Origin of the sequence: Pedobacter jeongneungensis, assembly GCF_039538295.1 — a bacterium.
Taxonomy (GTDB): domain Bacteria; phylum Bacteroidota; class Bacteroidia; order Sphingobacteriales; family Sphingobacteriaceae; genus Pedobacter; species Pedobacter jeongneungensis.
On sequence record NZ_BAABBY010000014.1, the window covers coordinates 57789 to 80012 of the forward strand.

Sequence of the window (22224 nt, forward strand, 5' to 3'; positions counted from 1 at the left end):
AGAAACGTCATACAAAAACGGCTTCAATATAATAATTGAGGCCGTTTTCTATTTACCCCTCACCACAATCTCTTTCTCCCCATAAACCACTCCCCCATCAGTTACGCCCTGTACAACAATTTTAAAAGTGCCTGTTAAATCGCCGGTATTGAAACTAACTGATGTTTCCCCATTAACCTTTACCTGATAGTTCCAATAAACGGTTGAAAAATTGATAGGCTCATTTTTATTGGTGATATCAGATACATAAAATTCTTTCGGGAGATTAATTCCTTTCAAAAGAATCACATTGGGTTTAGACTCAGGCTCCACACATCCATGGTACATCACTGCAAGTCCGATTTCATTAACATAAACCTCACCCTTTACAGGAATCTTATTTCCACTATCGGACATGTGATTGGGACAGTTTAAAATATTATTCATACAAACATAATCCCCACATCTGTTAACATAAGAATTTTTAACAAATTCAATTCTTTCATCCCTTTTTTTCGTAATCGTTACTTCTTTTAGCCTGGTGCCGGTAATTGAACTTAAGTTTTGGTTATCTTCAATCAACACACTACCTTTTACGTTTAATTGCTCTAAATTTTGCTTTACTAAATATTTCTTTATCTCATCCTCAGGATTGTTGATTTTAACTTTATACAGGTCGTATTTAGCTGTTGTCATCCCTAACCAAACAGGCAACTTCGGCTCTTTAATAACTAGATTGGCAAAGGGCAAATTAAATTTCCCTACGCTATCGGTATTCAGAAAATTCAGGTTTTCTCCGGCGATGGTTGTTAACTCTAGCGGTTTATCTAACGGCTTATTTCTTCTGGTTATTTCACCCCGGTATTCAAAGTTCGTAAGTTTTGTTGTATCATTATCTACTAACGTTTCAGGCCATTTATACCTGCTCCAGGTTTTCACCAGGAGTACATCATTCAGATAATCCTGATCAATATATTTTAACCCTATTGGGTGCTTAGGAAGTGGTTTTAAGTATTGTTGTAAATAAAAGTAATCAATAATGTTTTGATGATTACCAACCGAAATTCTATTGGCTTGTGTACAGGAAACGGATACCAGAGCTACAACTGAAGCGTTATTTTTATCAGTTACATTCAGTTTTAAGTTCACCTGATCCCTTGTGCCGTATTCTTTTTTATCTGCCGATAATTCAGTTTGATTTAGCTGATCGTAATGCGCAAAGAAAATCCTTTCGGCCATTGGCCGGTAATTGCTATCCAGGATGGTCACTGTATTTAATCCAATGGGAACAGAGTCTAATTTTAACCTTATGCTCTGGCTTTTGTTAGCCGCTAACATCAAACCGGTATGTAAAAAAATATCAGAGAAATTATGCACCAAAACATGTACTTTTTGATTGTTGTTTGCTTCCAGATGCATTCTGAAATCATTTTCAGCAATTGCAGTACCTGCCGATAAAACCACCCCATTTTTTAATATTGCCGGCAAATTATAGCTGGTATCTTCCTGCTTATGCCCAAAAAGTTTAACATTATACTTTTTTGATGATTGAGGACGGATCGAAAATGAGCCAAGTCCGGTAGAATTGCTTTGAAGGGTGTCAATTGGGATATCATTTTCATACAAGATACCTTTGGCTTTTACAACATTCCCTTCGAGGTCTTTAATTTCAAACCCCACTTTAGATAGTAAACGGTCAACCAGGTAGCCTCCTTCCGGGTAAAATTGAATTTTATAATTTGAAAGGTTTCTAACCGGAAGGTTAAACGTTACATACCTGACATCTTTACCTTTTTTAACAGAAATACGCAGCAGGTTATTGTCGGAGGTAATTTCATCCGCAGGAAAGTTGATCATCAGTTCACCGATTACACTACTTTTAGCTATACCTGAAATTAATTTTTGCTTATCCTTACCAATTTGATATTTGATCTCTGCATTTTCAACAAAATGGTTATCACCTGATAAAATTTTTAAAAGCGCTGTCCCATTTTTGCTCTGCTCATCATAAGCCTTAAAAATAGAAATATTGGCCGTTAAAGGATTTATTGTTGAAGATCTAATGGTAACAGGCTGAACAAATTCACCATCTGGCTGGTTACCTTTTTTGATATTGGTATTCGCAACAAAACGATACGAACCTCCCGGCAGCGAATCAGGTAATGTAAGCGATCCGAAGGCAAATCCTTTATCAATGAGAAATTTATCCTGGATGACGACACTACTATCCATGTTGTTGATCATCGATAAATAAAGTGTATGGTAATCATCTAAGTTGGCTATTGTTTTTAGCAGGTATCCGCTAAACCAAACCTGATCGTTATTGGTGTAGACAGTTTTGTCAAAATGGACGAACAAATTAGATTGAGTGCTTTTTAAGCCATAACGATTGAGATTTAAGGCAATACTATCCAGTTTTGGATCCTGTGCCCTCGCCTTTATTAAAAAAAGTAAGATCAGGGTAAGGATAATGAGAAATTTTGAAGGCATATTTAGAATGATATACCTAAAAATCTACATTTTAACCTGGATTATCAAATTATCGCCAAATAGTGACTAATTATAGGGTATAAAATCAATTATATTACGCCAAATAACGCTCCCCCTTTTTTACCCATTTCATTAATTTTAGCCTCTACCGCTTCCTCTCTGATTAATTCGGGTGCGTGATGAGGCTTTTTTCTGGCGTCTATAATCATCGAACCTTTACACCCCCAGTGTTTGTTGATCGTAAAATCGTTAATACCGTAAACATCGGCTGCCGGATTACTTCTTGTAAAAGCTACCCAAACCAGGTTATCAATCGTTTCGGCAGTAAACGCTGCATCATCGGCCAATATAATCAGGGGCAAGCCAGCTAAATCCTGATCAATGAGCGACATATTCAACATCGCAATTTCTGCAGCTGTTTTCTCTGGGTTAAGGTATTTATTGCCCTCTAAAACTAAAACACCCGGCATGGCAATTTTTGGCTGGTAAAAGCCATCGCTCAATTTTAACCCTTCAGGAATTTCATTCCACAATTCCCGCTTTTTATCTCCCGCTGCTGCAATTACCACTTTCGATCCACTGTTTAAGCCGTCTCCGCTGTAATCCAGCGTATCTATGGTAGTATTGGTATAAAAATGGATATCCCTCGTTAAATCAATCCGCTCTAATAGGTGTTTGATAAAATCTTCAATATGATGGGTACTGAGTTGCTGATCATCTTCTTTAGCGGCTATAAAAAGGTATTTCGCCAGGCTCAACTGGTTTTTACCCAGAATATGATTGGCAATGGTCAAAATTTCCTGTGGCCTTCTTTCCTTTAAATATGGCGTATAACGTTCGCTACCGATGGCAAAAAGTAAAGGGTGCACACCCGCAGCATCAACGGCATGAACTTCTTTTAAGCCATGTATTTCCTGCGGTATGGCGGAGCCTGTAATTTCGTGTATCAGGGCACCAAAACTGGTGTCTTCCTGCGGCGGACGACCAACCACAGTAAACGACCATATTGCATCTTTTTTATGGTACACATTGTGCACCTTCATTAAAGGAAAGGGATGCGTTAAACTATAATAGCCCAAATGGTCGCCAAAAGGCCCTTCGGGTTTATTTTCGTTGGGGTAAACAGTACCGGTAATGATAAAATCAGCATCAGCAGAAATACAAAAACCTTCATCATCGTAAAAATAACGGAAGCGCCTGTCGCCAAGTGCTCCGGCAAAAGTCATTTCCGACAAACCTTCGGGCAATGGCATTACAGCAGCTAAAGGATGCGACGGCGGACCACCGACAAAAATACTCACTTTTAAAGGCTGTCCTAAAGCGTTGGCTTTCGATTGATGCACGCCTATCCCCCTGTGGATCTGGTAATGCAAACCAATTTCTTTATCCTGAATATAATCGTTTCCGCCTAACTGAATGCGGTACATGCCCAGATTGGCGTTCAACACACCGGGTTTGTCAACATCTTCGGTGTACACCTGCGGCATGGTCACAAAAGGACCGCCATCCATCGGCCAGTTTACAATCTGCGGCAGCTGGCTGATGCTCGTTTTTAAAAATTTATTTTTTGCAGAGGGCGTTTTCAGCGGCAAAGCAGACAAGGCCGACATGGCTGAGCCTGCATATTTAAATGGATTTTTTAATGCCTTTATCGGATCGTTTCTTAACGATACCAGCTGCTGTACTTTTGGCAAAGTATCCCTGAAAATGAATTTTGATCGTTCCAACGTTCCAAACAGATTGGAAACAGCCGGAAAAGGACTTCCTTTAACTTTTTCGAACAATAACGCTGGTCCCTGGTTTTCGTACACCCTCAAATGGATGGCTGCCATTTCTAAATAAGGATCTACCTCCTCCTTAATCCTGATTAAATGACCATGCTTTTCGAGATCGGATACGCATTCTGCTAAACTTTTGTACGCCATGCCCAAAGATAAATATTTAGATTTTCTACGAAACAAAAAAGCCCTATATAAGCAGATTTTACAATAAAGCTACTTATACAGGGCTATTAACCTACTAATAACCTGTTATTTTTTACCGGCAAAAGAGCGTAACATCCAGGTATTTTTCTCTTTAAACTGCATAAAACGGTTCACCATATCGTTAGAACCATCGTCGCCGGCATCAGCAGTGGCTTCTAAAAGTTCTCTTTCTAATTCGATTAAAGTAGCCATATCATCTAAAATGGCATCAACCATGTCAAGGTCTTTCAGTCCGATGGTATCAATTTCTTTAATTTTCGATTCTTTAATATAATCTGCAAAACGGCTGTGCGGTGGTTTGCCCAAAGTTAAAACACGCTCAGCAATCTCATCAATGGTTAACTGTGCGTTGGTATAAAGTTCTTCAAATTTAACATGAAGGGTAAAAAAGTTCTGTCCTTTAATATTCCAGTGGCAGCCTCTTAATTTTTGATAATGGATATGATAGTTAGCCAGATAATCGTTTAACAGATCTACAACCGGTTTAACTTCTTTTTCGTTTAAGCTTATTTCTTTAGCGTCCATTTTATTATAATTTATGATGTATTTTTAATGTGTACCTAACAAACCAAATTTAGAAAAGTTTTGCTCAAATATTGCTTTTATACAATACCTTATTTAATAGACCGTTTAATATTCAATATTGTAGGGAACAGCAATTTTATAAACATTTGTTAATGAATATTATATCTGTAATACGAGATCAAAGTCATCTTATTTTTACGTAAAAACGAGCTACAGAACATAAGATGGTTAATAATATTATTCGTATAATTGCTCCCTTTGACTTAGAAATTTACATAAAAATAAATGCATAAAATATATTTATCTGCTGTAGTGTTATTTGCCTTAAATATTGCAAATGCCAAAGCCAACACAGCAAGAGACTCTATCGGTGTAGAAAATAATAAAGGCAAAAAACTGATCATCCATCAAACTGTAGCAAAAGACACTTATTATTCCATTGGGAGAAGGTATAATGTTTCTCCAAAGGATATTATGGCTTTTAACGAAAACAAATACCTGCAGGTTGGCGTAATCATTAAAGTTCCTACCAATGTTCCTTTTACAGGCAATGGATCATCAAGTACGGAAGTTTCTTCATCATCAGCGGGTAATGTGATAGAACATACCATTAAGCCAAAGGAAAACTTAAACATGCTGGCCGAAAAATATGGTACTACTATAAATGAAATTAAAGCCTTAAACAATTTAACGGGCAGCAACCTTAGTATTGGCCAGGTTATAAAAATCCCTGCAAAAAACGGAGAACAAACTGCCACAGCTACTCCACCAGCTCCACCAGCAAAAAATAACAGCGAAGTACCTGCAGCCAATACGCAACCCTCAGATCAAACCATGATTGAGCACACCGTTGCGCCTAAAGAGTTTTTAGGGAAAATTGCTGAGAAATACGGAACCACGGTTGAGGAAGTGAAAAAAGCCAATAACCTTTCGGGCAATAACCTGCGGATCGGTCAGAAACTGAAAATTCCGGCAACCAAAAATATCGACGAAAATAAAGTAGTTTCTACTGCTGCCATTGAAGAAAAACCGACACAGGAGAATAAATCTAGTGATACAGCGGGTACGCATACGGTTTTGAGAAACGAAACGATTTTCACCATTGCCAAACAATACGGGGTTACGGCATATCAGATCAGAACGATGAACAATCTGCCTGATAATGCGATTACCATCGGACAGGTTTTAAAAGTTCCGGGTGGCATTGTTGCTGATGTACAGGTACCAAAAGAAAAACAGGCCGAAACAAAAACAAAAGAAACTCCTGCAGAAGCAAAAGAAGAGAGTTTTATCCATACGGTAGCTACTGGCGAAAACATTTTTTCAATCGCAAAAAAATACAATTTAACTGCTTATCAGATCAGGACGGCAAATAAACTGGACGACAACAATATTAAAGTAGACCAGAAACTGATTATCCCTAAGCCACCGCAACCAAAATCGGTAAACGAAGCTTCAAAAGAAGACCAGGGAAATGAGCCTGATAGTACGATGGTTAAAGACCCTAAACTGCGCCGCGACCCAAGTGTTTATGGCTTAAGTCAGATTGAAGAAAAAGGTACAGCCGTTTGGATTGCAGATCAGGACCTTGATGGCACAAAAATGCTGGTTTTACACCGTACAGCACCTGTAGGCAGGGTTATTAAAATTACCAACCCGATGACTAACCGCACCACCTTTGCCAAAGTTGTTGGTAAATTTACAGAGAACGAATCTACAAAAGATGTTATCATTGTAATGACTAAAGCTGTAGCCGATTCATTAGGTGCTTTAGACAAACGTTTTTTCTGCAATTTAACATACAGTGCTCAATGAGTTCAAACAAAAAGCCTTTTATAATTGGTATTGCCGGCGGTAGCGGATCGGGCAAAACATTTTTCCTAAACTGCTTTCTTCATCATTTTAAACAAGATGAAGTTACCCTGGTATCGCAGGATGACTATTATATTCCTGCCGGTGATATGACACAAGAAGAAAACAAGTTGTATAACTTTGATCTTCCATCTACAATTGATAGTGAACAGTTTTTAAGAGACATTAAGCAATTGATGAGTGGAGAAGTGGTTTACAAAAAAGAATACAACTTTAATAATCCACTGGCTGTGGTTAAAATATTGGAAATTAAATCGGCACCTATTATTATTGTAGAGGGCCTTTTTATCCTTCACTTTAAAGAAATTGCTGCATTATTGAATCATACCATTTTTGTGGATGCTGATGAACAGGTAGCCCTAGACCGTCGTATAAAACGCGACGGTTTGGAACGTGGTTATCCTGAAGAAGATGTATTATACAAATGGCACAACCACGTAGTGCCCGCTTATAAAGAATACCTGCTGCCCTACCGCGAACAATGTAATAAGGTAGTGATGAACAACACCAACGAACCTGATGAAATTATCGCCATTACAGAAGATATTTCAAATGATTTAAGAAATAGTATTTTAGTAGATATACAATAAAACCACCAAAGAAGTCAAGTTTTAAAAAACTTGACTTCTTATTTATAGTAAATCGTAACGCTTTACCGATGTGGTTTATGTCCTCACAAACCACATCACTCCCTAATCCAATCTCATTTCCGGAATATCTCCTTCCACAATCAGTCGCCCGGCTGTAGATTGCTTAATAAATTCGATACTCACCCCTGGCGCACGTTCTAAAAGTTTAAAACCACCTTTAGGTAAAATATCTAAAACTGCCAGTTCGGTTATAATTTTTTTAATGCATTTCACACCGGTTAAAGGCAAGGTGCACTTTGGCAATAATTTACTTTCGCCGGCCTTATTAATGTGCTGCATGGCTACTATGATGTTTTTGGCCGAGGCTACTAAATCCATTGCTCCACCCATTCCTTTCACCATTTTACCCGGAATTTTCCAGTTGGCAATGTCCCCGTTTTCGGAAACCTCCATGGCACCCAGAATGGTTAGATCTACTTTTTGTGCACGAATCATCCCAAAACTCATAGCCGAATCAAAAATAGATGATCCGGGTAAAGTTGTAATGGTTTGTTTTCCGGCATTAATTAAATCGGCATCCTCTTCTCCTTCAAACGGAAATGGCCCCATGCCTAACAGACCGTTTTCTGATTGTAATACTACATTAATTCCCTTCGGTATATAGTTGGCCACCAACGTAGGTATGCCTATGCCAAGGTTAACATAGTATCCGTCTTTTATTTCTTTAGCGATACGCTGCGCGATCTCTTCTTTTGAAAACATAAAATTGAATTAATGAATTTTGAATGATTGATTGAATGGATAATTAAATGAGTGAATGAGTGAATGATTGAATGTTCTAATCTGCTATTCGACTTCAGACTGCCGACTTCAGACTCCGGACTTTCTCACCGTTCTCTGCTCAATTCTCTTTTCATAATCTTTCCCCTGAAAAATCCGGTGCACATAAATACCTGGAGTATGGATATAATCAGGATCAAGTTCGCCCGCCTCTACCAGTTCTTCTACCTCTGCAATGGTTATTTTACCTGCCATGGCCATAACGGGATTAAAGTTGCGGCTTGTTGACCTGAAGATTAAATTCCCTGCCGTATCACCCTTCCAGGCTTTTACAATAGCAAAATCAGCATCAAAAGCATATTCCATCAAATAATCCTTACCATCAAAATTACGTACCTCTTTACCTTCTGCCACTTCGGTACCTACACCTGCGGGGGTAAAAATTGCCGGCATACCATATCCTGCGGCGAGACAACGAGTGGCTAAAGTACCTTGAGGAATCAGGTCTACTTCCAGTTCGCCACTTAATAACTGCCTTTCAAATTCTGCATTTTCGCCTACGTAAGAAGAAATCATTTTCTTAACCTGACGCTGTTTTAGCATCAATCCGATACCAAAATCATCAACACCGGCATTATTGGAGATACAGGTTAAATTTTTGACCTGTTTATTTACTAAAGCATTAATACAATTTTCCGGAATACCACAGAGACCGAAACCGCCAAGCATAATGGTTGCCCCATCTGATATATCTTTAATGGCCTCTTCAGCGCCAGATACCACTTTATTTATCATTTTATGAAATTTTGGTTAGTCCGCTAAATTACAAATTGCCATCAAAAATGCAGCAATTATAAATTTTAAATCTACAGGGAATATTTATCGATTGGAATTAATCTAAATAACCATTACCTTTGTGCTGCAATGATTTACGAGAGAGAAGAAAACCAATTCATATTACCCACCGATCCGGAATTTCAAAAAGGAATGGGTTTTATTTTCAGCTGTACAGCCGAACACAAAAAATGCTGTGAGAAATTTAAAAAAGGTAAACGCTGCAAAAAATGCCCCGGCAATAAAAAGAAATAAGCTTATTTCGCTATTTCTACAATCTTATCATCACTTCCGTTACTGGTACAGATATAAATTTTACCTTCAGGCGATTGGCAAACAGCCCTGATCCGGCCATAAGTATTTACATAAAAATCTTTTGTTCCGGTGATTTTAGTCTGTGCATCATCTAATTTTAGCTGCATTAATTTAGTTCCTTTTAATACCGCCAATAACAGCGAATTTTTAAACTGCGGAATATAATTGTTATTGTAATAAGCCAGGCCACTTGGCGCAATGGTTGGCGTCCAGTTGATTAAAGGCTCTACCACATTATTAGCGCTGCAGAACGATTGCTCGCCACTTTCATTACAAAAACCTTTAATATTTGGCCAGCCATAATTCCGGCCTTTTTCAATAATATTGATTTCATCATCTGAATCCGGACCATGTTCTGAGGAAAATATTTTATTTCCAACCTGCACCAAACCCTGCGCATTACGATGTCCTAAACTCCAAACCGGATTATTCGGGTAAGGATTATCTGAAGGAATGGTCCCATCTAAATTGATCCTTAAAATCTTTCCAGCCAACGAATTTATATTCTGAGGATTTGCCGTATCGGAAGCGTCACCCGTACTAATGAATAATTTGCCGCCACTGATTAACAGACGCGAGCCGTTATGAATGGAAGCAGCAGGAATCTGATCTAACAATATGAGTGGACTGGTTAAATTTCCTCCGCCATAAGTATAACGCACCACTTTTGCTTTATAGGTATTTCCATAGCCGTAAATAACATAAATATAAGGATTAGCAGTGAAATCAGGATGCAATGCCATGCCCAATAAACCACCTTCGCCGTTGGTGCGCACCTCAGAAATGGTTAATAATGGCGTAATTTGACCTGTAGAAGGATTTAAACGGCTGATTTTACCTGCTTTTTCGGTAAACCAGATGAAATTATCAGGTCCGTACACCATTTCCCACGGAAGACTTAACCCGGAAACAACAACTTTTGCTTTTAATTCTACATCAGGTAGTGTTTCCGGATCTTCATTACCATTGTCAGTCTTTTTGCAAGTTGTGGCAACCAATACCACAAAAAAGCAGAGCAAGATTTTTTTCATAGCCGTAACGTTTTAGAAATAACATAGTTACGGCTATAAAGTTTTAGTTTTGGTGTTACCGTCATGGCGAGAAGGCTTTTTCAGCCGACGAAGCAATAACAACTCTTTTTATTGAAATCTGCTTAGATAGATCTCACCATTCCGCTACGCTTCAGTCGAGAAGATGATGCTTTCTTGAACAGCTTATTTCACATCTCGTGTCTCGAATCCTGTGTCTAAAACCCCTCTAATTCAAATAAACATAAGTAATTCCATCTCCCCCTCTATCCGCATGCTCATCCTCCATTCTGTTTACCTGGCTGTATTTACGCAGATACTCCCTAATCATTTTCCTCAAAATCCCATCTCCTTTACCATGAATCAGTTTAATAGACGGGAAGCCAAGCATAATGGCTTTATCCAAATATTTTTCTACTTCATGCAAGGCATCTTCCGTACGTTTGCCACGAAGGTCTAATTCGGCCCGAAAGCCCGAAACAGCATCGTTCATACGCCCGGCAAAAGAATTTGCACTGCTTTGTATCACTTTTTTTGCTTCGCGGTTGCTAACCTTTTGCACACGGTTCTTTTTAACTGTCGACCGTAAATCGCCAATAGCCAGAACCAGTTCATTCCGGTTAATTTCCAAAACCTGACCAATGGTTTCACTATCCGTAAATTTTACCAGATCGCCTACTTCAATTTCGCCTGTAACCACCACAGGCACCGGCTTTGGACGTTCTTTTGGCACCGTATTTTTAACCAGTTCACGTTGCAGGTTCTGGCGCAGTTCTTTAGTTACTTCCTTATCGGCCTGTTTTTCTTTAATCTCTGCAATGGTGTTTTCTACCAGCTTATTGGCATTTTTAATGATATTTTGCGCTTCCTGCTTCGCTTCTTTAATGAGTACCTTTTTGTTCTCCTCTAAAAACGCTTTTAACTTTTCATTTTCAGCAACGAGGTTTTTAGCTTTATTCTGCTGATTGGCCAGGCTCACTTTTGCATCATAAACGTTTTTCTTCTCACGTTCCAGATCAACCAGCATGGTATCTACCCGGTTCTGGTTGGAACCTGTTTTCTCTCTGGCCAATTGAATTACCTCTTTTGGCAAACCAATATTCTGTGCAATTTCGAAAGCGTAAGAACTACCCGGTTTTCCCATTTCTAAAATGTAAAGCGGTTTCATCTTTGCATTATCAAAAAGCATTGATGCATTTTCCAATCCCGGCGTATTCCCTGCGAACAGCTTTAAATTAGAATAGTGGGTAGTGATTACGCCTCTTACTTTTTTATTGTTCAATACTTCTAAAACAGCTTCTGCCATTGGTCCGCCAAATTGCGGATCGGTACCTGTACCAAACTCATCAATCAGCACCATTGTTTTTGGCGAGGCATGTTCTACAAAATAACGCATCTTTTTCAGGTGTGCACTGTAGGTACTCAAATCACTTTCTATTGATTGATCATCACCAATATCGGCAAAAATATTCTCAAAAATACCCACCTCACTATTCGCATCAACGGGAATCAACAAACCTGTTTGCAGCATAATTTGCAGTAAACCAACGGTTTTCATACAAACAGATTTACCTCCGGCATTCGGCCCTGATACCAAAACCACACGCGTTTCGGCATCTATATGAATGTTTAAGGGCGTAACGGTTTTCTTTTCTGCTGTAAAAGAAATCGATAACAAAGGATGTCTTGCATTGATCAGTTTGGTTTTAGGCTCTTTTAATAAACCGGGCATTTCTGCTTCAATATCTAAAGCAAATAACGCCTTGGCACGCACAAAATCGAGTTTGGTAAGGAAACCATGATAAGAAAGCAATAATGGCGAATATGGACGAAGATCATCCGTCAATGCAATTAAAATCTTAATGATTTCTCGGCGTTTATCAAATTCTAAATCGCGCAGCTTATTATTTAAAGTAAAAACTTCTTCCGGTTCAATGTAAACAGTTTGTCCTGTGGCCGATTCGTCGTGCACAAAACCTTTAAGCTTACGCTTATTCTCGGCCAAAACCGGGATACACATCCGGCCATCACGAATGGTTAAGCTACCATCGGCAACCCAGTTATTGGCAATGGCCTGCTTGTAAATCGAATCCATCCGTTTACGCACGTCCTGCTCCGTTTTTGCAATCGCACCTGTAATCTCCTGCAATTCTTTTGAAGCATTGGGTTTAATCTTCCCTTTGGCATCAATTACCGTTTCAATTTTACGGAGAATTGTTTTTTCGATGGGTAAATGCTCAAATAAAGCTTCGAGCGTGGGGTAAACTTCGGCCCGCTCTTCAAAAAATCGCAATACCGAAAAAACAGTTTGCAGGGAAGTATATACCTGAAACCACTCATCTTCTAAAAGATAAGTGCCTTCTACCCTGATTTTTTCAACCAGCGATTTAATATCAAAAAAAGTATTAATCTGTAAAGGCTCCTGGTTTTGAAGGATGCTTTTGAATTCGTTTGTTTGCCGTAAAAATTTATCAATCTGATCAAAACGGTTCATCACCTGCATCTTGCCCACCATTGTTTGTCCCATGGGGCTCAAACAATGCTTGCTGATCAGCTGCCTGATCTCTACAAAACCTAAACGTTCTAAACAATTATCGGGATATAACATATTATTTTATTGTACCAGTGCCGGCGTGGTGGCCGAAACCACCTGCATTGCCCCGGTTTTCTTTATATTAATGAGTGAATCGGCCTGTTTTTTCTTTTTCGCAATCTCAGCTGTAGCTTTTACCTTCGATAAAGAATCGGGTTTCATTTTTTTTCTGATCGCGAGAGAATCGGCCTTAAACTTCTTCGCAATCACCAGTGAATCGGCTTTAAATTTCTTTTTCTGGATCATTTTATCCGCTATTTCTACCGCTTTTTTCTGCTGGGTTAAAGATTTCTGTATGTTTTTGTACATCAGTTCAAGCTCCTTCGGATTGGTATTATACCACACCAGACTTTTATTATACGCCGCAGAATCTATTCCGAATTTTTTATAAATTCCTTTATAATATGCTGCTGCCACCTTTTTAGCAGAGTCTGCCACATAGATGCTAGCTATGTAGCCATCAACAATATGCATATCATATAAAATCTTTTCCATCTTATCAGGTTTAATAATGTCATCAGGTATGCCCGGTTTGCAACCAAACCATAATATAGCTGTCATTAAAACCCATATTAATCTCTTCATGCTTAATTAAAATATTATTTTTTGCCCAAATTGCAGCAAGGTTATTAATTTTACCAAAAATAGTTATAAATGAGCATAGCTGATAATCTTAAAAAATATAAAAGCGAAGTTGAATCGGACGGGGTAAAACTGATTGCAGTTTCAAAAACACAACCAATAGAATCAATTTTAGAAGCATATAACGCCGGACAGCGCATTTTTGGAGAAAACCATGTACAGGAAATGGTTGAAAAGGAAGCCCAGCTCCCTAAAGATATCGAATGGCACCTCATCGGCCACCTGCAAACCAACAAAGTAAAATACATTGCCCCTTTTGTTAAACTCATACATGGAGTTGATAGTTTAAAACTGCTGCAGGAAATTGATAAACAAGCCGCAAAAAACAAACGCGTAATTGACTGTTTGTTACAGGTTTACATTGCCGATGAAGATACCAAATTCGGGCTTGGTTTTGATGAAGTGATTGAATTGCTACGCGACGAAGCATTCGCCGGATTAAAAAACATCCGTATTGTAGGTTTAATGGGCATCGCTACCAATACAAAAAACGAAAAACAGATTACTGTTGAGTTTAACGAATTAAAAGTATTTTTTGATGGTATAAAAGTAAGCTTTTTCCGTAAAGAGGATTCTTTTAAAGAAATATCAACAGGAATGAGCGCCGATTATAAAATCGCAGTCGAAGAAGGCAGTACCATGGTTCGCATTGGAAGCAGTATTTTCGGAAAAAGAGTAATTAAACATTTTAAAAACGATATTTCTGCCAATTAGTATGGATTTTAACATCAGATTTGCAACGGCAGAAGATTGCCCAAGAATACTGGAGCTGATTAATGAGTTAGCCGTTTACGAGAAGGCTCCTGAAGAAGTAACCGTTACTTTAGATCATTTTATTGATGCAGGCTTTGGTAAAAACCCGGTTTGGAAGGCTTTTGTAGCAGAAGTGGATAACACTATTGTCGGCTTTGCGCTTTATTACACCCGCTATTCTACCTGGAAAGGCTGCAGATTATACCTCGAAGATTTTATCGTAACCGAAGAATTCCGTGGAAAAGGCCTGGGCAAAATATTATTCGAAAAAGTAATAGCAGAAGCCAAAAACGGCAATTATAGCGGAATGGTTTGGCAGGTGCTCGACTGGAATGAACCCGCCATTAATTTTTACAATAAATACAAAGCACATTTAGAAAGTGGCTGGTTAAACGCAGCTTTATCTACAGAACAAATCAAGGCATTTTAATATGGATATTTTTAAGTTTGGTGGTGCCTCGGTAAAAGATGCGGCAGGTGTAAAAAACCTGGCCAATATTGTGCGCGATTACAAAAAAGGAAACTTGCTGGTCGTAATCTCGGCGATGGGCAAAATCACCGATAAATTAGAAAAGCTCACCCAGGCATTTTTAGCACAAAATGATGAGGCGCATGCCATTTTTGAAGAAATTAAACATTTTCATTTCAACATCATAGACGAACTTTTTCAAGGAAAACACCATCCGGTTTACGATGATGTAGCCAATACTTTTGTAGAAATCGATTGGTTGATCGAAGATGAACCGGACAACAATCCGGATTATATTTACGACCAGATTGTATCCATCGGTGAAGTAGTTTCGACCAAAATTGTAGCAGCCTGGTTAAATGAAACGGGTAGTAAGACACTATGGGCAGATGCGCGCAACTATATCCAGACTGATAATACTTATCGTGAAGGAAAAGTTGACTGGGCAAAAACCAATCAGATTATCCGGAAAGATTTGGTCCCGCTTTTGACCGAAAACATCATTGTAACCCAAGGCTTTATCGGCGGAACAAGTGAAAATTACACCACAACTTTAGGTCGTGAAGGTTCTGATTATTCAGCAGCTATATTTGCTTCCTGTTTAGATGCCGCTGCTTTAACCATATGGAAAGATGTTCCAGGTGTATTGAATGCCGATCCAAAGTGGTTTGATGAAACCGAAAAAATTGCCCAGCTCTCTTACCACGATGCCATAGAACTTACTTATTATGGCGCAACGGTAATCCATCCAAAAACGATAAAACCGCTTCAAAACAAAGGTATTCCGCTTTTTGTGAGGTCGTTTATCCAGCCGGAAGGTTCCGGAACTGCCATTACCAAAGAAAATAATCCCTTGCCAATCCCCTCTTTCATTTTTAAGGTGAACCAGGCGCTAATTTCTATTTTCCCGAAAGATTATTCCTTTATTATTGAAGAAAATCTGAGCAATATTTTTGAACTTTTTCATAAGCATAAAATTAAAATCAATACCATGCTCAATTCTGCAATCAGTTTCTCGGTAAGTATTGATGATCATCCGGTTCAGATAGAAAAACTGATCAATGACCTATCAGATGAATTTACCGTGAAATACAATAAGGGCCTGGAACTGGTAACCATCCGTTATTACAATCAGCAAACGATTGATCGTGTAACCGTAGAAAAAGATATTTTACTCGAAGTTAAAAGCCGCCACACCTGCCAGATGGTGATGAAGAATAAAACATAACGTTATTGAATAACATTAAACGCGTACGTCATTTCAACCGCTGTGGAGAAACCTACCTAAACAGATTTCTCCATTTCGCTGCGCTTCAGTCGGAATGATGATCCTTTTTAATAATATAAATGAACAACAAACTTTTAGCTAAATCTGTACAAAATTATATCAACGCAAACTTAAGTGCAGATGTAAATCAGATTGCTTTAGCCAAAAGTCCGTTCGAAGGCGTAACTTCAGCCGAATTAGCTACACAGATTACCGCAAAAAAGAAATCGGAGAAGAAATTACCCACCTGGTTCAATACCGAAAATATTTACTACCCGCCCGTACTTTCTATAGAGCAAACATCTTCCGAAGTTACAGCGAATTACAAATCAAAGCTGGTCAAAGGAAATACTTTAATCGATATTACAGGAGGTTTTGGCATAGATAGTTATTATTTTTCTAAAAAAATACAAGAAGTTATCCACTGCGAAATCAATCCTGAATTATCGGTAATAGCACAGCATAATTCAAATGCATTAGAAGTAATAAACATCACATTTAAATCAGAAGATGGCATTGCTTATATTCAAAATATTGACAAAGCATTCGATACTATTTATGTAGATCCTGCTCGTAGGGCAGAAAAAGGCAAGGTTTTTATGCTGAAAGACTGTAGTCCGGATGTAGTGGGTAATTTGGATACATTGTTAAAAAAATCATCGAGGATTATTATTAAAACGGCTCCATTACTTGATATTTCTGCTGGCCTAGCCGAGCTGAAACAAGTTAGCGAAATTCACATTGTGAGCGTGAAAAATGAATGTAAGGAGCTTTTGTGGGTAATAGATAAGGGATTTGATCAAGACACCAAAATTATTGCAGCAACTTTAAATAATGGAATTGAAAAAGATTTTTCTTTCTACCGGTCAGCAGCCAACGGAGCTGTTCAATTTGCAGAAAAATTAAATATTGGCGATTTTCTGTACGAGCCAGATGCGGCGCTTTTAAAGTCAGGCGCTTTTAATTTAATCGGATCAACTTATAATCTCTTAAAACTGCATCCTCAAACGCAGCTATTTACATCTGATGCGATAAACAAGGTATTTGCGGGTAGGATATTTAAAATAGATGCAATACTGAACACCACTGAACTCAAAAAAGCAGGGAATTTAAGAGGTAACGTGATTGTCCGTAATTACCCTGCAAAAGCAGAAGAACTGGTTAAGAAATATAAAATCAAAGCAGATCAGGAACAGTTTTTGATTTTCACCAAGGTTGCCAACGGAGAAAATGTAATTTTAAAAGCGTCGATTATACAGTATTATTAGCTGTTATTCTAGGTATGACCCCTCAATTATCGTCATTTCGAGCGGAGTGCAACGCAGCCGGGAACCACAAAGTGCTCAGCGAAGCTAAACCCGAGATAGATCTCTCCCCGCCTGTACGGGCAGGCATTCCAGTCGAGATGATGGCCATTTAATTGAACTGTCATTCTGAACGCAGTGAAGAATCTTTAATATACAAAATATTAAATTTAAATCCAGCTAACTTTTTTAGGAAAGCAGGTTCAGAAGCTTTTGGGATACCACAGTCCCGCTCCCGCTTCTGCCGATGAAAATATCGGCATCTCGCTAAGATCGGGTTTAGCTTGCTTAAATAGTACAGCTGTTGTTTGTAAAATAAACCCGACAGACAGCGTTATCCCGATTTAAGTATTATATTTTATCCTTAGCGCATTTCAATCGGGATTAAGCAAATGGCGGGACTAGCGAAACCGAAGTACTACTGCTGCTGCTTTTCAAAAAACAAAACAAAATTAAATTAAATAACTCTAGTTATAAGTGCCCCTGAACTTAATCAAGAACTTGCGGGTAGTGAAATCCTAACTAAATGCCAATTGACCTTTATGTAAAGTAAAGTCCGGAATACCGTATTTCATCGGCCAGGGATTCTTCACTAGGTTCAGAATGACAATACTATTAATGCAAAAAGCCCTTCTTTCGAAAGGCCTTTTGCAGGGATGAAGAAATAATCTTTATGTGATTTGCTTAAACTTTCTTAACGTTTACTGCCTGTAAACCTTTTCTGCCTTCAGCTACTTCAAATTCTACTGTGTCGTTTTCTTTCAAGCTTTCGATTCCACCTAAAACATCTTTAAAATGTACAAATAAGTCTTTATTGTCTTCTTGCACAATAAATCCAAAGCCTTTTTGAGTGTTAAACCACTTAACTTTTCCGGTTGCCATAAAAAAATAAAAAATTGTATAAAATAAATAAACCTTTTACGCTTTGATCAGCATTTCATTCAACCAATTGACTCTTAAAAATGGGATAAACAATCAGTTTGAGCGTTAATATTGAAACAAAACTATCAAATATAATAATTTACGCCTATAATGCAACCCCTTTTTGGCCGTTCAACAAGAATGTTGCGTTTCAAAAAAGGAAATCGCAAAATTATTTATTCGGTTGAGGTGTTGTACGTAAATAAGGTTTAATTACCTGGTGTCCTTTCGGAAATTTAGCCGGAATATCCTCGGTTTTGATGCTGTTAACCACAATTACATCTTCTCCATCCTTCCAATCGGCAGGAGTAGCTACGCTATAATTGGCCGTAAGTTGTAAAGAATCGATTACCCGCAATACTTCATTAAAGTTTCTGCCGGTAGAAGCTGGGTAAGTAATAATCAATTTAACTTTTTTATCGGGACTGATGACGAACAATGACCTTACCGTTAATGTTTCTGAAGCATTCGGGTGGATCATATCATAAAGGTTTGCAACAGTTTTATCCGGATCGGCAATAATCGGGAATTCAACAGAAGTATTTTGCGTTTCGTTAATGTCGTTGATCCAGCCTTTGTGCGATTCGGCAGAATCGACACTCAGCGCCAAAACTTTAACGTTTCTTTTTTCAAATTCACCTTTTAATGCCGCTGTTCTGCCTAATTCTGTAGTACAAACTGGGGTATAATCTGCAGGGTGAGAAAACAGTACGCCCCAGCTGTCACCTAAATATTCGTAAAAATCGATTTCCCCAATAGAAGTACTGGCCTGGAAATTTGGTGCGGTATCGCCTAGTCTTATGCTCATAATATGATAATTTTTAAGTTGATTAAAACAAATCTAAACAATAGTATAGTAAATACATAGGCATTATATTATTTTAAGACCTCTAAATTACAATTGCAATAAAAAACCCTGAAGATTTTCGATCAACAGGGTTTAAGAATATTAATTTGTTTGGGGGTTTTAACTAGTAGGCTTTAATCATAAATACATAATCCTGTATTTTTTCGATCTGCTTGGTGCGTTTTAATCCTGAAAGCAAGCTCTTTTTATTAGCTGAGAGCTTATTTGTTCCTAAAGAATCCTGAGGGATTGCCCTCATGGCTTCTAAAATATATTTTGATTTGATTGCGAATGCAGCACCTTCAGTCTGATCCGGTTTACCACTGATAATCCCCACTAAATTTCCGTTATTATCTAAAACCGGTCCGCCACTATTACCCGGGTTAACCGAAATAGCCACCTGATATTGAGTAGTATCGCCAATAAAACCGTTTTTCGAGCTCACATAACCTTCTCCAAGTACCGCATCATCTTTTGGATAACCCAAAGTATAAACCATTTCGCCAATACTGCTCATGCTTCTTTTAATGGTATAAGGTATAGATGATAAATTACTGAAATGTTTATCGCTGATTTTTAAGATGGCAATATCATTCTGTGGATCGGTATAAACAGATTTTACTTTAAACGATTCGCCTTTACTGTTCTGTACATATAAAGAATCGGCACCATTAATAATGTGAAGATTGGTTAAAATATAACCATTGGTAGAAATGGCAAAACCTGTACCGCCAAAACTATTCTGAACACTCGGCTTATCAGATGTGGTGGTATTGTTATTGATTTTCCTGATCAGGCTGTTTTGCGTTTTTATGGCTTTATTTACCTGATTGCTTAATTGCCTGTAATGTTCTTCCTGTTTACTGCTATGCTGGATAGAATAAATAGAAACCAGTGAAAGTATTAAAAATGAAGCGGCAACGGCAATGGCAGATTTATGTTTGCGCCATAACTGCACCACACGCGATGGATGCGGCCTTAGCGCGTTGGCCAAGCTTTCTACATCAATTTCTGCATGGATCTGGTTCAATTGTTCCTTTAAACGCAACTGCCCGGCAAACGTTTCCATAGATTCTAAAAAGAATTTATGCGAAACTACTTTATGATCTACTGTGGCATCATTACGACGTAACTGTTCAAAAGCTTCAGTTTCCTTTGCATTAAGTTTACCTAAAAGATAATCTTCAATAATTGCATCTAACTCCAAATCGTTTCTCATTTCAATTATTATGGTTGAAAAAATATTTTCTTTAACCTTTGCAGGCATTTATATTTCTGCGTTTTTGCATTATCGGTATTGGTATAACCAAACTTCTCGCAAATATCCTGCATGGATAAATTGTGGATATAAAAATCCTGAATAATGGTTTTACAAGGTTCTCCGAGATGATCGAGTGCCGATTGCATTTTTACAAATGCGGCATCTTTTTCTTCGTGTTCTTCTACATCTTCCTCAACGGCAAACACATCTTCATAATCGGTAATGTTGCCTGCCTTTTTACTGTTCAGGTTAAGTTTCTTTAACCAGATACGCCGACAAACCGAATAAATGTAGGTTTTAAGTTTGCTGCTCAGCTCAAAGTTGCCTTCCTTAATTTTGTTATATAAAATAATAATGGCCTCCTGGTAAACATCTTTTGCATCATCTTCATCACCATTATTGTTCAGGATAAACTGCAAAACCATTGCATAATAAGCCTTGTATAACTTGTTAAGTGCATCTTCGGAGTTATTTAGAATACCTAAAATAACCTCTCTATCTGTTGGAACTGAACCTTTTAAACTGTTATTCACTAGTTAATACATTTTTCGGTAAATAGTAACCCAATATTAGACAAAAAAATATTTATAGCTACTATAATTGCTTAATACAAACTTAAGCCCATCGGTAACCCAAAAGGCCGGATAAAAAATATTTTAACTTTTTTTCTGTTTATCGGGTTACCTTTCTACCTTTGCGGCATTAATAAGAAATTAATTACTTTAAAAAAATTCAAAAATGAAAAATGCATTCAAATTAGGCTTTTTAGCTTTAGCTTTATCTTTATCAGTTGTTGCTTGTAACTCAGAGAAAAAAGCTGAAGGAGCTGATACTACTTTAACTGATTCTTCTACTATCGTTACTGATACTACTGCAAAAGATACTACAGTTAAAGATTCTACAGTTAAAGATACTACTGTAAAAGCTACTACAACTACTACAGAAGAAGTTAAACACTAGTCTAACTTTATCATAAGAAAACGCCTTGAAGCAAGCTTTAAGGCGTTTTTTATTTTTATTTTATTTTTTTTTATTTTTTTGGGTTACCTTTTTTAATAATCAGTATTAACAGGTAAATTAATTAATTACTTAAAAAATATTCAAAATGAAAAATGCATTCAAATTAGGCTTCTTAGCTTTAGCTTTATCTTTATCAGTTGTTGCTTGTAACTCAGAGAAAAAAGCAGAAGGTGCTGATACTACAGCTACTGATTCTTCAACTGTTATCACTGATACTACTAAAAAAGATACAGTAGTTAAAGATTCTACAGTAAAAGATACTTCAGTAAAAACTACTACTGAAAAAACAGAAGTTAAACACTAGTTTAAATAACATAAAAAAAACCTCCCAGATGCAAATCGGGAGGTTTTTTTATTTTAACCCCCATATGAGGGTTACCTTTCAGGTATTTGGGTATTAAGAGTATATATTAACCCTAAAACATATATCAAAATGAAAAATGCATTCAAATTAGGCTTTTTAGCCATGGCTTTATCTTTAACAGTTGCTGCTTGTGGTGGTTCAGACAAAAAAGCTGATGGCGCTGATACAACAGTTACAGATTCTTCTACAATTGTTACTGATACAACTAAAGTTGATACAGTAGTTAAAGATTCTACCGTAAAAGACACTACAGTTAAAGCTACTACTACTAAAGAAGAAGTAAAACACTAGTTAATTTAACTAAATATTATAAAAAAGGTCGCGATTTTTACATCGCGACCTTTTTTATTTAGAAAAACCGGGTTACTTTTTAATTTTTCTGGTA

The 22224-nt window shown here is 37.6% G+C and carries 21 protein-coding genes; 9 read left to right on the forward strand and 12 right to left on the reverse strand.

All coding sequences use genetic code 11. The features are described from left to right. Positions 1–48: 48 nt before the first annotated feature. The 3 genes from ABD769_RS22245 to ABD769_RS22255 all read right to left on the reverse strand — a co-directional run bounded on the left by ABD769_RS22245 (position 49) and on the right by ABD769_RS22255 (position 4979). Positions 49–2469: a hypothetical protein gene (locus tag ABD769_RS22245; RefSeq protein WP_344853557.1), complete on the reverse strand. Its 2421-nt coding sequence runs from the start codon at positions 2467–2469 to the stop codon at positions 49–51. Between the two features lie 89 nt (positions 2470–2558). Then, positions 2559–4394 carry a UbiD family decarboxylase gene (locus tag ABD769_RS22250; protein WP_344853558.1) on the reverse strand — a complete coding sequence of 612 codons (1836 nt, stop codon included), beginning with the start codon at positions 4392–4394 and terminating at the stop codon, positions 2559–2561. Positions 4395–4499: 105 nt separating this feature from the next. After that, entirely contained in the window at positions 4500–4979 is a 480-nt protein-coding gene (locus ABD769_RS22255) for a Dps family protein (RefSeq protein ID WP_344853559.1), read from the reverse strand. A gap of 285 nt (positions 4980–5264) precedes the next feature. Here ABD769_RS22255 and ABD769_RS22260 point away from each other — a divergent pair, with 285 nt between their 5' ends. Together ABD769_RS22260 and ABD769_RS22265 are read left to right on the forward strand one after the other, a co-directional pair. Continuing rightward, entirely contained in the window at positions 5265–6794 is a 1530-nt protein-coding gene (locus ABD769_RS22260) for a muramidase family protein (protein WP_344853560.1), read from the forward strand. Continuing rightward, entirely contained in the window at positions 6791–7441 is a 651-nt protein-coding gene (locus ABD769_RS22265) for a uridine kinase family protein (protein WP_344853561.1), read from the forward strand. The genes ABD769_RS22260 and ABD769_RS22265 overlap by 4 nt, the downstream gene beginning before the upstream one ends. A 102-nt stretch (positions 7442–7543) precedes the next feature. On the opposite strand, the gene ABD769_RS22270 is transcribed toward ABD769_RS22265, so the two are convergent. From ABD769_RS22270 to ABD769_RS22290, 5 genes are all read right to left on the reverse strand, one after another. Then, positions 7544–8203, reverse strand: coding sequence for a CoA transferase subunit B (locus tag ABD769_RS22270; protein ID WP_344853562.1), 660 nt, complete (start codon positions 8201–8203; stop codon positions 7544–7546). A gap of 108 nt (positions 8204–8311) precedes the next feature. Further along, complete coding sequence (locus ABD769_RS22275; protein WP_344853563.1) at positions 8312–9016, reverse strand: CoA transferase subunit A; 705 nt, start codon at positions 9014–9016, stop codon at positions 8312–8314. A gap of 296 nt (positions 9017–9312) precedes the next feature. Further along, a complete protein-coding gene (locus ABD769_RS22280; protein ID WP_344853564.1) occupies positions 9313–10401 on the reverse strand; it encodes a PQQ-dependent sugar dehydrogenase in 1089 nt (362 codons plus the stop codon). A 226-nt stretch (positions 10402–10627) separates the two neighbouring features. Then, positions 10628–13006 carry an endonuclease MutS2 gene (locus ABD769_RS22285; protein WP_344853565.1) on the reverse strand — a complete coding sequence of 793 codons (2379 nt, stop codon included), beginning with the start codon at positions 13004–13006 and terminating at the stop codon, positions 10628–10630. A gap of 6 nt (positions 13007–13012) precedes the next feature. Then, the gene (locus tag ABD769_RS22290) at positions 13013–13552 is read right to left on the reverse strand and encodes a DUF4296 domain-containing protein (protein ID WP_344853566.1); all 540 of its coding nucleotides are present in this window, start codon (positions 13550–13552) and stop codon (positions 13013–13015) included. A gap of 93 nt (positions 13553–13645) precedes the next feature. Here ABD769_RS22290 and ABD769_RS22295 point away from each other — a divergent pair, with 93 nt between their 5' ends. From ABD769_RS22295 to ABD769_RS22310, 4 genes are all read left to right on the forward strand, one after another. Next, positions 13646–14347, forward strand: coding sequence for a YggS family pyridoxal phosphate-dependent enzyme (locus ABD769_RS22295; protein WP_344853567.1), 702 nt, complete (start codon positions 13646–13648; stop codon positions 14345–14347). 1 nt (position 14348) lies between these two features. Beyond that, positions 14349–14816: a GNAT family N-acetyltransferase gene (locus ABD769_RS22300; RefSeq protein WP_344853568.1), complete on the forward strand. Its 468-nt coding sequence runs from the start codon at positions 14349–14351 to the stop codon at positions 14814–14816. A 1-nt stretch (position 14817) separates the two neighbouring features. Beyond that, positions 14818–16083, forward strand: a complete 1266-nt coding sequence (locus tag ABD769_RS22305) for an aspartate kinase (protein WP_344853569.1) — start codon at positions 14818–14820, stop codon at positions 16081–16083. Positions 16084–16202: 119 nt separating this feature from the next. Then, a complete protein-coding gene (locus ABD769_RS22310; RefSeq protein ID WP_344853570.1) occupies positions 16203–17390 on the forward strand; it encodes a class I SAM-dependent methyltransferase in 1188 nt (395 codons plus the stop codon). A gap of 720 nt (positions 17391–18110) precedes the next feature. Here the strand turns inward: ABD769_RS22310 and ABD769_RS22315 are convergent. The 4 genes from ABD769_RS22315 to ABD769_RS22330 all read right to left on the reverse strand — a co-directional run bounded on the left by ABD769_RS22315 (position 18111) and on the right by ABD769_RS22330 (position 20988). Beyond that, positions 18111–18308, reverse strand: a complete 198-nt coding sequence (locus tag ABD769_RS22315) for a cold-shock protein (RefSeq protein WP_029276380.1) — start codon at positions 18306–18308, stop codon at positions 18111–18113. A gap of 211 nt (positions 18309–18519) precedes the next feature. Beyond that, positions 18520–19155, reverse strand: a complete 636-nt coding sequence (locus ABD769_RS22320) for a peroxiredoxin (RefSeq protein ID WP_344853572.1) — start codon at positions 19153–19155, stop codon at positions 18520–18522. A 163-nt stretch (positions 19156–19318) separates the two neighbouring features. Beyond that, entirely contained in the window at positions 19319–20413 is a 1095-nt protein-coding gene (locus tag ABD769_RS22325) for a S1C family serine protease (protein ID WP_344853573.1), read from the reverse strand. A gap of 8 nt (positions 20414–20421) precedes the next feature. Then, the gene (locus tag ABD769_RS22330) at positions 20422–20988 is read right to left on the reverse strand and encodes an RNA polymerase sigma factor (protein ID WP_344853574.1); all 567 of its coding nucleotides are present in this window, start codon (positions 20986–20988) and stop codon (positions 20422–20424) included. A 205-nt stretch (positions 20989–21193) separates the two neighbouring features. Here ABD769_RS22330 and ABD769_RS22335 point away from each other — a divergent pair, with 205 nt between their 5' ends. The 3 genes from ABD769_RS22335 (at position 21194) to ABD769_RS22345 (ending at position 22130) form a co-directional block, all read left to right on the forward strand. Continuing rightward, positions 21194–21415, forward strand: a complete 222-nt coding sequence (locus ABD769_RS22335; RefSeq protein ID WP_055911571.1) for a hypothetical protein — start codon at positions 21194–21196, stop codon at positions 21413–21415. Between the two features lie 145 nt (positions 21416–21560). After that, positions 21561–21779: a hypothetical protein gene (locus ABD769_RS22340; protein ID WP_025142864.1), complete on the forward strand. Its 219-nt coding sequence runs from the start codon at positions 21561–21563 to the stop codon at positions 21777–21779. A gap of 129 nt (positions 21780–21908) precedes the next feature. Next, positions 21909–22130: a hypothetical protein gene (locus ABD769_RS22345; RefSeq protein WP_344853576.1), complete on the forward strand. Its 222-nt coding sequence runs from the start codon at positions 21909–21911 to the stop codon at positions 22128–22130. Positions 22131–22224 lie beyond the last annotated feature (94 nt).

What these genes read in the sequence shown, in the direction of transcription:
- ABD769_RS22305 (WP_344853569.1), top strand. Translation starts at nt 14,818, where the DNA reads ATGGATATTTTTAAGTTTGGTGGTGCCTCGGTAAAAGATGCGGCAGGT.
- ABD769_RS22335 (WP_055911571.1), top strand. Translation starts at nt 21,194, where the DNA reads ATGAAAAATGCATTCAAATTAGGCTTTTTAGCTTTAGCTTTATCTTTA.
- ABD769_RS22325 (WP_344853573.1), bottom strand. Translation starts at nt 20,413, where the DNA reads ATGAGAAACGATTTGGAGTTAGATGCAATTATTGAAGATTATCTTTTA.
- ABD769_RS22280 (WP_344853564.1), bottom strand. Translation starts at nt 10,401, where the DNA reads ATGAAAAAAATCTTGCTCTGCTTTTTTGTGGTATTGGTTGCCACAACT.
- ABD769_RS22255 (WP_344853559.1), bottom strand. Translation starts at nt 4,979, where the DNA reads ATGGACGCTAAAGAAATAAGCTTAAACGAAAAAGAAGTTAAACCGGTT.
- ABD769_RS22265 (WP_344853561.1), top strand. Translation starts at nt 6,791, where the DNA reads ATGAGTTCAAACAAAAAGCCTTTTATAATTGGTATTGCCGGCGGTAGC.
- ABD769_RS22320 (WP_344853572.1), bottom strand. Translation starts at nt 19,155, where the DNA reads ATGAGCATAAGACTAGGCGATACCGCACCAAATTTCCAGGCCAGTACT.
- ABD769_RS22295 (WP_344853567.1), top strand. Translation starts at nt 13,646, where the DNA reads ATGAGCATAGCTGATAATCTTAAAAAATATAAAAGCGAAGTTGAATCG.
- ABD769_RS22245 (WP_344853557.1), bottom strand. Translation starts at nt 2,469, where the DNA reads ATGCCTTCAAAATTTCTCATTATCCTTACCCTGATCTTACTTTTTTTA.
- ABD769_RS22275 (WP_344853563.1), bottom strand. Translation starts at nt 9,016, where the DNA reads ATGATAAATAAAGTGGTATCTGGCGCTGAAGAGGCCATTAAAGATATA.
- ABD769_RS22270 (WP_344853562.1), bottom strand. Translation starts at nt 8,203, where the DNA reads ATGTTTTCAAAAGAAGAGATCGCGCAGCGTATCGCTAAAGAAATAAAA.
- ABD769_RS22300 (WP_344853568.1), top strand. Translation starts at nt 14,349, where the DNA reads ATGGATTTTAACATCAGATTTGCAACGGCAGAAGATTGCCCAAGAATA.
- ABD769_RS22315 (WP_029276380.1), bottom strand. Translation starts at nt 18,308, where the DNA reads ATGGCAACCGGAAAAGTTAAGTGGTTTAACACTCAAAAAGGCTTTGGA.
- ABD769_RS22310 (WP_344853570.1), top strand. Translation starts at nt 16,203, where the DNA reads ATGAACAACAAACTTTTAGCTAAATCTGTACAAAATTATATCAACGCA.
- ABD769_RS22260 (WP_344853560.1), top strand. Translation starts at nt 5,265, where the DNA reads ATGCATAAAATATATTTATCTGCTGTAGTGTTATTTGCCTTAAATATT.
- ABD769_RS22290 (WP_344853566.1), bottom strand. Translation starts at nt 13,552, where the DNA reads ATGACAGCTATATTATGGTTTGGTTGCAAACCGGGCATACCTGATGAC.
- ABD769_RS22285 (WP_344853565.1), bottom strand. Translation starts at nt 13,006, where the DNA reads ATGTTATATCCCGATAATTGTTTAGAACGTTTAGGTTTTGTAGAGATC.
- ABD769_RS22250 (WP_344853558.1), bottom strand. Translation starts at nt 4,394, where the DNA reads ATGGCGTACAAAAGTTTAGCAGAATGCGTATCCGATCTCGAAAAGCAT.
- ABD769_RS22345 (WP_344853576.1), top strand. Translation starts at nt 21,909, where the DNA reads ATGAAAAATGCATTCAAATTAGGCTTTTTAGCCATGGCTTTATCTTTA.
- ABD769_RS22340 (WP_025142864.1), top strand. Translation starts at nt 21,561, where the DNA reads ATGAAAAATGCATTCAAATTAGGCTTCTTAGCTTTAGCTTTATCTTTA.